The organism is Mycobacterium sp. UM_Kg27 (assembly GCF_000972905.1).
In the GTDB taxonomy this organism is placed as follows: Bacteria; Actinomycetota; Actinomycetes; order Mycobacteriales; family Mycobacteriaceae; genus Mycobacterium.
Genome location: NZ_JRMM01000133.1, coordinates 1 through 11,402, shown reverse-complemented (window position 1 = coordinate 11,402; position 11,402 = coordinate 1). Strand labels below are relative to the sequence as shown.

Sequence of the window (11,402 nt, the reverse complement as noted above, 5' to 3'; positions counted from 1 at the left end):
TCGGCAGCGTCAGATGTGTATAAGAGACAGCCGCTGAGCTGAGGAACACGATGGCGGCGATGCTCGAAGAGGCGCAACTGGAGTATCCGCATCCGGCGGGGGCGCACTGGGTGCCGCGCCGGCTGGGCGGCAGCGCGCCCACCCTGGCCGAAGCGTTGGAGATGCGGGCAGCCGAGTTGGCCGAGCGTGATCGCAAACGGGCCGAGCAGGCCCACCGCGGACCGCGGCGCTGGACACCGGCCGGGCGGAGTTCGCGCTGATGCAGCTCCACGGCGGACCGCCCGCGCTGATCGCCAGCGACGTTGACGGCACCCTGCTCGACGACACCGAGAACATCACCGCGCGTACGCGTGATGCGGTGCACGCAGCGGTGGACTCCGGCGCCCGCTTCGTACTGGCGACCGGACGCCCGCCGAGGTGGATCGCGCCGGTGGTCGACGCGCTCGGGTTCGCCCCGATGGCGGTGTGCGCCAACGGGGCGGTGCTCTACGACCCAGCCACCGACCGGGTGGTCTCGGCTCGCACGCTCTCGGCCGACAGTCTGGTCAAGCTGGCCGAGGTCGTCGGCCGCGCCCTCCCGGGGGCGGGTCTGGCCGTGGAGCGGATCGGCGAGAGCGCACACGACGCGGCGACCCCGCAGTTCGTCAGCTCGCCGGGTTACGAACACGCCTGGCTCAACCCGGACAACACCGAGGTGTCGTTGGATGACCTGTTGTCGCAGCCGGCGATCAAACTGCTGATTCGCAAGGCGGGGATGTCCAGCGCCGCCATGGCCGAGCAGCTGCAGGCGCATGTCGGAACGGCCGCCGAACTCACCTACTCCACCAATCACGGGCTGATCGAGGTGGTGCCGGCGGGCATCACCAAGGCCAGCGGTATCGAGGAGCTGATCGCGCCGCTGGGGATCGGGATCGAGCAGGTGGTGGCGTTCGGGGACATGCCCAACGACTTGCCGATGTTGGTGCGTGCGGGGCACGGCGTGGCGATGGGCAACGCCCATCCCGACGTGCTGGCGGCGGCCGCCGAGATCACCGCGCCCAACACCGATGACGGCCTGGCGCGGGTCCTGGAGCGGATCTACCTGCGTTGACGCTGCGCCGGTGGCGCAGTCCTCTCGCACCTTCCCGCCCGCGCCGCATCACGACGCCGGTTAGCTGACTCCGAACGGGTCGATCACCCGGGAGAAGCGCTCGAGCTGCACCGGCGGACCCTCCGGGGGCGGCGGGGGCAGCTCCTCGGCGTTGCCGTCGACGACCCTGATGACCGTCGCACTGGCCCGGTTGTAGTTCAGGGTGCCGTGCTGGAAGTTCTGCCCCACCCATTCCGGTTCGGCGAGCTCGGCGCTGGTCGGCAACCCGAGCACGCCACGCTCGTAACCCAGCGAAGCCCAGGCGTCGTAGATGGCCCCGGTGATCGGCTGCGCGCCGGTCTCCGGCGACCAGTACACCGCGCCGTGCTCGAAGGTGGCGTACTTGGTGGAACCCTCGCCGATCGCCTCCGGCGACGTCGGGGCGCCGAGGATGCCCTCGGCACCGCCCAGTTCCATCCAGCGGGTGTGGATGGCGCCGCCCTCCATCACCCGGGCGAGATCTTCCGGCCCGGGCGGTTCGTTGAACCGGGAGGCGATCTCCCGGATCTCGTTGAGTGCGGCGTAGCCCTGCTCACCGGGGCACTCGGTCGCATCCAGGTCGCGGTGGCCGATGATCGAGGGCAGTGTCAGCGACGAACCGCGCGGAAAATGGGTGAACGAGCCGCCGGCGGAGACCAGCTGCGTGATACCGCGCGGATCGGTGCGGTCCAGACCCAGCCGCCAGCCCAACAACCGGCCGACTGTCTCGAGTTGGATCTGCGGGGGAGGCGCGTCGTCGAAGGTGCCGATCATGGACACCCCCCAGGTGTTGTTGTTGAACCCGCCCGCGTGGCTGCCCATGATGCCCCGGGTCAGGCCGCCGGCCCGGCCCTCGAAAACCTGGCCGTACTTGTCCACCAGCGCGTTGTAGCCGATGTCGCACCAGCCCAGGGTGCGGGTGTGATAGGCGTAGATCGCCCGGATGATCTCCGCGGAGTCTTCGGGGGAGTAGTCGTTGGAGCCTGCGGTGTGGTGCACCACGGCCGCGTGCACCGGGCCGCTCTCCACGGGCTTGCCGCACCGGCCGTAGGCGCCCACGCCCCAGTGGCTGCGCGGAATGATGTTGGGGGGCTGGCCTGGCCCCAGCACCGCCTTGGGCGGCTGCCACTGTGCGTCGGCCGGGGCTTTGGGCGGCGTGATCAGCACCGCGGAGACGTTCTGGGCGAAGGGTTGTGCGGCGGTGGCCGGTACATAACCGAGATCGCCCGGGGTGGACTTCTTGGGGGCCGGCCCGGACTTGGCGGGGTCCTTCGTCGTGGCCGGCCTGTTGGCCCCGGCCGTGGGTCGAGCCGGATCGCCGGGGGTGTTCGGTGCGGATCGGGTCACCGCGATCTGTACTGCCGTGGTCCGGCCGACGAATACCGGCTCGGTCCCGTCCGGTCCGGGAGCGGGCGCATCGGCCGGCCGTGGACCCGGTGTCTCCTGCTTGGTCTCGTGCGCGGTCGCATACCAGGGCCCCCAGGTCCCGTCGGCGCGCTTGGCGCGAATCCGTGCCGAGGTGCCGCTCAGGTCGGCGCCGGTGAGCGCGACCATGGTGAACGGTTCGTCCTGGGTGATCTCGCGGACGGTGACGCCCGGCTCCAGATTTGGCAGCGGTTGCTGGTTCAGCTTGGTCGCGGCGGCGCTGGGGGGCCGCTTGGCGGCGTCGACCGGCTTGAAGTCCGACCCGGAATTCAGTGCCCACGGCAGGATCAGCACGGTCGCGAGAGACGCGGTCAGCTTGATCGTCGGCGCGGGACGACGACGGGTTGGCACGTGCTGATGTTACGTATGTGTCTTGTGTTGTTGGTGATGCGACACGCGTCCACCGACAACGGCCGGCTCCTGGGCAATTGTTAACGGCACCGCAGAGTCTTCCGGTGCCCGCCGGGTGCGGGCTGACTCTGCGGTGCCGTTGGGCGGAACAGCTCCGCTGTGTGTCTGGTTACGGCAGCGGCGGGGCCGGGGCGGCGACTGCCGGTCCGGCGCCCTGTGCGGCCTGTGCGATGGACGGGATCACCACACCCTTGAGCAGGTCGATGGCCTGTCCGGCGCCCAACTGGTTGGCAGCGCTCATCAGGTCGCTGACCAGACCACCGCTACCGCTGCTGGTCTCCGGCATACCCAGGGACGGGTCACCGAGGATCGGGTAGGTGCCGTCGAGGCCGGGGTCCAGGCCCACCGGCGACGTCAGCGGCAGACCGTCGGACCCGAGCAGGCCGGTGTCCGGGCTGGTCAGGCCGGGGCTGGTCAATCCCGGGCTGGTCAAGCCGGAATCGGTCAGCGGCGGCGTGGTCAGGCCGGGCGTGGTCAGGCCGGATGTGGTGGACACGCCCGGCGTGCCCAGCGGCGGCGTCGACAGCGACGGCGTGGTCAGCGACGGGTCGGTGAGACCCGGTGTGCCCAGCCCGGGCGAGGTGAGGCCCGGCGCGCCCAGGGACGGGTCGGTGAGGCCCGGTGTGCCCAGACCCGGCGAGGTCAGGCCGGGGTACATCCCGGTCGAGGCGGTTCCGTTGGTGAAACCGGGCACCGGCGGGAGGTTCACCCCGAACTGGGACAGGCCCTGGGTGAGGGCGGTGATCAGCTCACCGGGCAGGTCGGCCACGGACGACGCCGCGACGAAGTCATGGTGCTGGGGCGCGCTGTTGCGGGCGGCCAGCTCGGATACTGCGACAACTGCGAACGGACTCGCGACCGCCAGGGCGGCGACTGCGCTCATGGTTGTCGAGAGCCTGCGTCGACGTCGGTTCGGCACGGAAGTCTCCTCAATATGTTTTGCCGTCGGGGCCGCATTGCGCGGGGCCGTCGTGGCGCTCACTGCACTTGCATCTGTCCTACGTGACCGACGGTACGCGTGTGACTCGTGTGAAAAGAGTGACGAGATCGAATCGTGAGGAAACCGCTACCAACCCTTCCTCGGCGCTCTGAGGTCCCCGGATCGCCGAGCGGCCGGGAATCGGCGGGCGATAGTCAAGGTGCAAGCGGGGGCGGCGGGGCGCCGACGAGGCGGGCGGGCGCTGGTCGGCTACCCTTGGCGCCGATGACCGCTCGTTTTGACCTCTTTGTCGTGGGTTCCGGATTCTTCGGCCTGACCATCGCCGAGCGCGCAGCCACGCAGCTCGGCAAGCGCGTTCTCGTCGTCGAGAAGCGCCCGCACATCGGCGGCAACGCCTACTCCGAAGCGGAACCGCAGACCGGTATCGAGGTCCACAAGTACGGCGCCCACCTGTTCCATACCTCTAACAAGAGGGTCTGGGACTACGTGCGGCAGTTCACCGAGTTCACCGGCTACCAACACCGGGTGTTCGCCATGCACCACGGTCAGGCCTACCAGTTCCCGATGGGGCTGGGCCTGGTGTCGCAGTTCTTCGGCCGCTATTTCTCCCCCGACGAGGCCCGCGCTCTGATCGCCGAGCAGGCCTCGGAAATATCGGGGATCGACGCCGCCAATTTCGAGGAGAAGGCGATCAGCCTGATCGGCCGCCCGCTGTATGAGGCGTTCGTCAAGGACTACACGGCCAAGCAGTGGCAGACCGATCCCAAGGAACTCCCGGCGGCCAACATCACCCGGCTGCCGGTGCGCTACACGTTCGACAACCGCTACTTCAACGACACCTACGAGGGGCTGCCGGTCGACGGCTACACCGCGTGGCTGGAGAACATGGCGGCCGACGAGCGCATTGAGGTGCGCCTGGACACCGACTGGTTCGACGTCCGCGACGAACTCCGGGCAGCCAGCCCCGCCGCCCCGGTCGTCTACACCGGCCCGCTGGACCGCTACTTCGACTACGCCGAAGGCAAGCTCGGCTGGCGGACCCTGGACTTCGAGCTCGAAGTGCTCGACACCGGCGATTTCCAGGGCACGCCGGTGATGAACTACAACGACGGCGACGTGCCGTTCACCCGTATCCACGAGTTCCGGCACTTCCACCCCGAGCGCGACTACCCGACCGACAAGACCGTGATCATGCGGGAGTACTCGCGGTTCGCCGACGACGCCGACGAGCCCTACTACCCGATCAACACCGAGGCCGACCGCGCGGTGCTGACGGCCTACCGGGCACGCGCCAAGGCCGAACTGGACACCGCGAAGGTGCTCTTCGGCGGGCGGCTGGGCACCTACCAATATCTGGACATGCACATGGCCATCGCCAGTGCGCTGAACATGTACGACAACGTCCTGGCGCCGCACCTGTCCGACGGGGTGCCGCTGGGGGAGGGCAGTAAGGCATGACCGACAGTTCGCGCGCGGTGAGCCGGCTTTCGCGGATCATCCTGCCTCGCCAGGGCGAGCCGCTGGATGTGCGCAAGCTCTACATCGAGGAATCCGAGACCAACAGCCGGCGGGCCCACCCGCTCACCCGCACCAGCCTGGAGATCGGCGAGGAGTCCGAAGTCTCGTTCGCCACTTACTTCAACGCCTTCCCGGCGTCCTACTGGCGTCGCTGGTCGATCGTCGAATCGGTGGTGCTGCAGCTGGAGCTGACCGGGGCGGGGCGCGTCGACGTCTACCGCTCGAAAGCGACCGGTGCGCGTATCGCGGTGGACGGCAAGCCTTTCGGATCGGTCGAGAACAGCGACACCCCGACGGTGGTGGAATTCGAGATCGGCCTGCAGCCGTTCGAGGACGGCGGCTGGATCTGGTTCGACATCACCACCGACACCGCGGTCACGCTGGACCGCGGCGGCTGGTACGCCCCGATCGAGGCGCCCAGCCGGGCCGACATCGCCGTGGGCATCCCGACCTTCAACCGGCCCGACGACTGCGTCAACGCGCTGCTCGCGCTGACCTCCGACCCGGATGTCGACGAGGTGATCAGCGCGGTCATCGTGCCCGACCAGGGCAACCGCAAAGTTCGCGACCACCCGGGCTTCGCCGCGGCCGCCGCCGGCCTGGGAGACCGGCTTTCGATGCACGACCAGCCCAACCTCGGCGGGTCCGGGGGCTACAGCCGGGTCATGTACGAGGCGCTGAAGAACACCGGCTGCGAACAGATCCTGTTCATGGACGACGACATCCGCATCGAGCCGGACTCGATCCTGCGGGCACTGGCGCTGAACCGGTTCGCCAAGACGCCCACCCTCATCGGTGGACACATGCTCAACCTGCAGGAGCCCTCGCACCTGCACATCATGGGTGAGGTCGTCGACTCGGGCGTTTTCATGTGGACCAACGCCCCGCACACCGAATACGACCACAACTTCGCCACCGACCCGCTGGCCGAGTCCCCGGACCTGCACCGGCGCATCGACGTCGACTTCAACGGCTGGTGGATGTGCATGATCCCGCGCGCCGTTGCCGAGGAGATCGGCCAGCCGATCCCGTCCTTCATCAAGTGGGACGACGCCGAATACGGGATCCGGGCCGGCGAGCACGGCTACCCGACCGTCACCCTGCCGGGTGCGGCCATCTGGCATATGGCCTGGAGCGATAAAGACGACGCGATCGACTGGCAGGCGTATTTCCACCTGCGCAACCGGCTGATGGTGGCGGCCCTGCACTGGGACGGCAACATCTCCGGGCTGATCCGCAGCCACCTCAAGGCCACCCTGAAACACCTTGCCTGCCTGGAGTATTCGACAGTCGCCGTGCAGAACAAGGCGCTGGACGACTTCATGGCCGGCCCCGAGCACATCTTCTCGATCCTGGAGTCGGCGCTGCCGGACATCCACGCGCTGCGCAAGACCTATCCCGATGCGGTGGTGCTGCCGGCGGCCAGTGAGCTGCCTGCCCCCTCGCAGCGCCGCAAGCCGATGCGGCCCCCCGTGCAGCCGCTGACCATCGGCTACCGGCTGGCCCGTGGCATCCTGCACAACCTCAAGGCCACCGAGCCCGAGCATCATCGGCGCCCGCAGCTCAACGTGCCCACCCAGGACGCCCGCTGGTTCCTGCTGTGCACCCAGGACGGCGTCACTGTCACCACCGCCGACGGCCGCGGCGTGGTCTACCGGCAACGCGACCGGGAGAAGATGTTCTCGCTGCTGCGCGAATCATTGCGCCGCCAATACGAATTGGCACGGCGGTTCGACGCGTTGCGCCGGACCTACCGCCGGGCGCTGCCCACACTGGCGAGCAAACAGCAGTGGGAGACGGTGCTCCTTCCCGATGGCGCCACGACGTCATGACCGAACTCGGCAGCGCCCCCGACCGCATGGACCTGGATGATTCGGTACCCCCGCACGGCGAGGACGCCGTGCTGGTGGCGGTGCAGTCGGCACTGACCGGTCGCCCCGGTGTGCTGCCGGCGGCCCGGACGATGTCGCACTTCGGCGAGCACAGCCTGGGCTGGCTGGCGGTAGCGGGGCTCGGCGCCCTGCTCCAGCCGCAGCGCCGCCGCAGCTGGCTACTGGCCGGCGCCGGGACATTCGCCGCGCACGCCGCCGCGGTCGTCATCAAGCGCATCGTGCGCCGCGAGCGGCCCCATCACCCGGCGATCGCGGTCAACGTCGCCACGCCCAGCCGGTTGAGCTTCCCCTCGGCGCACGCCACCTCCACCGCAGCGGCGGCCATCCTGCTGGGCCGCGCGGCCGGTCTGCGGCGCGGGGTCCTGCCCGCGGTGTTGGTGCCACCGATGGCGCTGTCGCGCATGGTGCTCGGGGTGCACTACCCCAGCGACGTGCTCACCGGTGTGGCCGTCGGCGCCGCGGTCGCGGCCCTGACCGATCGAGTGAGCCGCCCGGACAACTCTGGAGACCCGGCATGAGCGCAGAAACTGAAGATCGAGTGTCAGAACTCGGACCGCCGGCCAACCTGCTCTCCGGGGTGATCAAGGCCATGCGGCCCCGCCAATGGGTGAAGAACGTCCTGGTGGTCGCGGCCCCACTGGCGGCGCTCGGCGGCGGCATCCACTATGACTACGCCGATCTAGCACGCAAGTCGCTGATCGCGTTCGTCGCGTTCAGCCTGGCGGCCTCGGCGATCTACCTGGTCAACGATGCCCGTGATGTGGAAGCCGACCGGGCGCATCCCACCAAGCGGTTCCGGCCGATCGCGGCCGGTGTGCTGCCGGTCGGGCTGGCCTACGCCTTGGCGGTGCTGCTGGGCAGCGGCTCGCTGGGCATCTCCTGGTGGCTGACGCCGAATCTGGCGCTGGTGATGGCCATCTATCTGACCATGCAGCTGGCGTACTGCTTCGGGCTCAAACACCAAGCGGTGCTGGACATCTGCATCGTGTCGTCGGCGTACTTGCTGCGGGCTATCGCCGGTGGCGTCGCCGCAAGCATCCCGCTGTCACAGTGGTTCCTATTGGTCATGGCGTTCGGGTCACTGTTCATGGTGGCCGGCAAGCGCTACGCCGAGAAGCAGTTGGCCGAACAGACCGGGGCCAAGATCCGCAAGTCGCTGGAGAACTACACCGGCACCTACCTGCGTTTCGTCTGGACGGCGTCGGCCACCGCGATGCTGGTCTGCTACAGCCTGTACGCCTTCGAGCGCGACAGCGGTTCCGGCTCGTGGTTCGCGGTGTCGATCATTCCGATCGTCATCGGGGTGCTGCGCTACGCCGTCGATGTCGACGGTGGCATGGCCGGCGAAGCCGAGGACATCCTGCGACGTGATCGGGTGCTGCAGCTGGCGGCGCTGGCCTGGATCGGAACCATCGGTGCTGCCGTCGCCTTCGGCTAGTTCGTCCCGGGGGGCCACGAGCGGCAGAGCGCCGGACCCCCGGGTCCGGCCGCTGGGCTGGCCCGCGGTCTCCTACAGCCCCTCGGTGCGGCTGAGCTCATGGGCCGGGGTGGCGCTGGTAGTGCTGATGTTCGGCATCGGGGCGTGGCGGCGGCGCTGGATCTCCGACGACGGCCTGATCGTGCTGCGCACCGTGCGCAATCTGCTGGCCGGCAACGGCCCGGTGTTCAACGTCGGGGAGCGCGTCGAGGCCAACACCTCGACGGCGTGGACGTACCTGATGTATCTCGGCAGCTGGCTTGGCGGGCCGGTGCGCATGGAGTACGTGGCGCTGGTCTTCGCGCTGGTGGCGAGCCTGGCCGGGGTGGCGATGCTGATGCTGGGCACCGCCCGGCTCTACGCGCCGGGGCTGCAGGGCCGCCGCGCGCTGCTGTTGCCGGCCGGGGCGCTGGTCTACATCGCACTGCCGCCGGCCCGGGACTTCGCCACCTCCGGCCTGGAGGCCGGTCTGGTGCTGGCCTACCTGGGCCTGCTGTGGTGGATGCTGGTCTGTTGGTCGCAGGCGCTGCGGATGCCCCGATCCCGCGCTCGCGGACCGCTTTTCACCGCATGCCTGGCTTTCGTGGCCGGCTGCAGTGTGCTGGTTCGCCCCGAGCTGGCGCTAATCGGCGGCGGTGCGCTCGTCATGCTGTTGATCACCGCGCGGCAGTGGCGGCCGCGCGCGCTGATCCTGGTGGCCGGTGGCGCGCTGCCGGTGGCCTATCAGATCTTCCGGATGGGCTACTACGGCCTGCTGGTGCCGGGGACCGCGCTGGCCAAAGATGCGGCCGGCGACAAGTGGTCGCAGGGCATGATCTACCTGGCCAACTTCAACGCGCCTTATGCGCTGTGGGTGCCCGCCGTGCTGCTGGTGGCGCTGGGCGCGGCGCTGTGGGTGGGCGCCGCCGTGCGCTACCGGCCGCGCCGGCCGGTGCCGCCCGGCGTCGGCCCGTGGGCCCGACTGGTGCAGAGCCCGGGTGCGGTGGTGTGTTTCTTCGTGTTCAGCGGACTGCTGCAGGCGGCCTACTGGGTGCGCCAGGGCGGCGACTTCATGCACGGGCGGGTGCTGCTGGCGCCGCTGTTCTGCATGCTGGCCCCGGTGGCGGTCATTCCGGTGCTGCTGCCCGACGGCGCGCGGTATCGGCGCGAAGCAAGCCTGCCGCTCAGCGGAGCCGTCGGCCTGCTGTGGCTGGCGGTGGCCGGCTGGGCGCTGTGGGCAGCCAACTCGCCGGGGATGGGTGATGACGCGACCCGCGTCACCTACTCCGGGATCGTCGACGAGCGCCGGTTCTACTCCCAGGCCACCGGCAACGCCCACCCGCTGACCGCCGCGGACTACCTCGGCTACCCGCGGATGCGCGCGGTGTTGACCACCATCGCCGCCACTCCCGACGGGGCGTTGCTGTTGCCGTCGGGCAACTACGACCAGTGGGACGTGGTGCCGGTCATCCTGCCGGTACCCCCGGGCGTCGGCGTTCCGGTCGATCCCGAACCGGGCGGCACCGGACCGCACACGGTCTTCTTCACCAACATGGGCATGCTGGGCATGAACACCGGCCTTAACGTGCGGGTGCTGGACCAGATCGGGCTGATCAATCCGATCGCGGCACACACCGAGCGGCTCGAGCACGGCCGGATCGGCCACGACAAGGACCTGTTCCGGGACTGGGTGGTGGCCGACGGCCCGTGGGTCAAGTGGTACCCGCTGATCCCGGGCTACCTGGACCAGGACTGGATCGCCCAGGCCGAGGCGGCCCTGCGTTGCCCCGACACCGCGGCGGTGCTGGGCTCGGTGCGTGCGCCGATGGGCCCGCGCCGGTTCCTGTCCAACGTGCTGCACTCGCCGAGCTTCACCCGCTACCGGATCGAGCGGGTCCCGCGCGACGAACTGATCCGCTGCGGACTGGCCGTGCCCGAACCGACCCGAGCGACCTATACCGGGATGCCGCCGGAGCTCCCCTGAGTGCGGATCCCGCCAAAATGTGACGGACGTCATTGCTGCTTGAGCGTGTTCATCCGCGGAGCCGGTTCCCACCGGCTCGAATGCCCCTGATCGAGATCGAGCGCGACCGTCACAGAATCAGGCATTTAGCGAGTAGGCGAATCCAATGGGTGAACCCCGAGTCTTGGATTTCCGACATTTTGTGGTTGACTACACCGGCACTGTCGCGTTGGTACGCACAGATCGGGTCCGAGTCGGGCCACGCTATGAGCAAAGTACGGCAACGAATGAATGAGGATGCCAAGGATGAAGTTGCTTGACAGGTTGATGGTCGTCGCCGGTGGCGCGGCCCTGTTGGCGGGACTGGTCGGTGCCGTCGGCGGTACCCCCGAAGCGAGCGCGTTCTCCCGGCCCGGTCTGCCGGTCGAGTACCTGCAGGTGCCTTCGGCGAGTATGGGCCGCGACATCAAGGTCCAGTTCCAGAGCGGTGGCTCGGACTCCCCGGGCCTGTACCTGCTCGACGGCATGCGGGCCCAGGACGACTTCAACGGCTGGGACATCAACACCCCGGCGTTCGAGTGGTACCTGAACTCGGGTATTTCGGTGATCATGCCGGTCGGCGGCCAGTCCAGCTTCTACAGCGACTGGTACAAGCCGGCTTGCGGCAAGGCGGGCTGCTCCACCTACAA

Annotated in this window: 9 protein-coding genes and 1 pseudogene; 8 read left to right on the top strand and 2 right to left on the bottom strand. The window is 69.0% G+C overall.

Annotated features, from left to right (window positions below; all coding sequences use genetic code 11):
* A pseudogene (locus tag LI94_RS17545) lies at positions 1-260 on the top strand (1-acyl-sn-glycerol-3-phosphate acyltransferase); the annotation flags it as partial.
* Positions 260-1,090: a Cof-type HAD-IIB family hydrolase gene (locus LI94_RS17540; RefSeq protein WP_024442826.1), complete on the top strand. Its 831-nt coding sequence runs from the start codon at positions 260-262 to the stop codon at positions 1,088-1,090. The pseudogene LI94_RS17545 and the gene LI94_RS17540, both read left to right, overlap by 1 nt.
* Positions 1,091-1,150: 60 nt before the next feature.
* On the opposite strand, the gene LI94_RS17535 is transcribed toward LI94_RS17540, so the two are convergent.
* Both LI94_RS17535 and LI94_RS17530 read right to left on the bottom strand, forming a co-directional pair.
* A complete protein-coding gene (locus LI94_RS17535; protein ID WP_024442827.1) occupies positions 1,151-2,884 on the bottom strand; it encodes an N-acetylmuramoyl-L-alanine amidase in 1,734 nt (577 codons plus the stop codon).
* 169 nt (positions 2,885-3,053) lie between these two features.
* On the bottom strand, positions 3,054-3,863 hold the full coding sequence (locus LI94_RS17530; RefSeq protein ID WP_046301990.1) for a hypothetical protein: 810 nt from the start codon (positions 3,861-3,863) through the stop codon (positions 3,054-3,056).
* Positions 3,864-4,139: 276 nt separating this feature from the next.
* Here LI94_RS17530 and glf point away from each other — a divergent pair, with 276 nt between their 5' ends.
* The 6 genes from glf to LI94_RS17500 form a co-directional block, all read left to right on the top strand.
* The gene (gene glf / locus LI94_RS17525; RefSeq protein ID WP_192830996.1) at positions 4,140-5,342 is read left to right on the top strand and encodes a UDP-galactopyranose mutase; all 1,203 of its coding nucleotides are present in this window, start codon (positions 4,140-4,142) and stop codon (positions 5,340-5,342) included.
* Positions 5,339-7,234, top strand: coding sequence for a glycosyltransferase (locus LI94_RS17520; protein ID WP_046301989.1), 1,896 nt, complete (start codon positions 5,339-5,341; stop codon positions 7,232-7,234). The genes glf and LI94_RS17520 overlap by 4 nt, the downstream gene beginning before the upstream one ends.
* A complete protein-coding gene (locus LI94_RS17515) occupies positions 7,231-7,812 on the top strand; it encodes a phosphatase PAP2 family protein (RefSeq protein ID WP_239651263.1) in 582 nt (193 codons plus the stop codon). Before LI94_RS17520 ends, LI94_RS17515 begins: the two co-directional genes overlap by 4 nt.
* The gene (locus LI94_RS17510; RefSeq protein ID WP_046301988.1) at positions 7,809-8,732 is read left to right on the top strand and encodes a decaprenyl-phosphate phosphoribosyltransferase; all 924 of its coding nucleotides are present in this window, start codon (positions 7,809-7,811) and stop codon (positions 8,730-8,732) included. The genes LI94_RS17515 and LI94_RS17510 overlap by 4 nt, the downstream gene beginning before the upstream one ends.
* Positions 8,713-10,734: a flagellar motor control protein ZomB gene (zomB, locus tag LI94_RS17505; protein ID WP_082105803.1), complete on the top strand. Its 2,022-nt coding sequence runs from the start codon at positions 8,713-8,715 to the stop codon at positions 10,732-10,734. Before LI94_RS17510 ends, zomB begins: the two co-directional genes overlap by 20 nt.
* 285 nt (positions 10,735-11,019) lie before the next feature.
* Positions 11,020-11,402: alpha/beta hydrolase-fold protein (locus LI94_RS17500; protein ID WP_239651262.1), on the top strand; the 383-nt coding region annotated here is incomplete at its 3' end.

What these genes read in the sequence shown, in the direction of transcription:
- LI94_RS17540 (WP_024442826.1), top strand. Translation starts at nt 260, where the DNA reads ATGCAGCTCCACGGCGGACCGCCCGCGCTGATCGCCAGCGACGTTGAC.
- LI94_RS17520 (WP_046301989.1), top strand. Translation starts at nt 5,339, where the DNA reads ATGACCGACAGTTCGCGCGCGGTGAGCCGGCTTTCGCGGATCATCCTG.
- LI94_RS17515 (WP_239651263.1), top strand. Translation starts at nt 7,231, where the DNA reads ATGACCGAACTCGGCAGCGCCCCCGACCGCATGGACCTGGATGATTCG.
- LI94_RS17510 (WP_046301988.1), top strand. Translation starts at nt 7,809, where the DNA reads ATGAGCGCAGAAACTGAAGATCGAGTGTCAGAACTCGGACCGCCGGCC.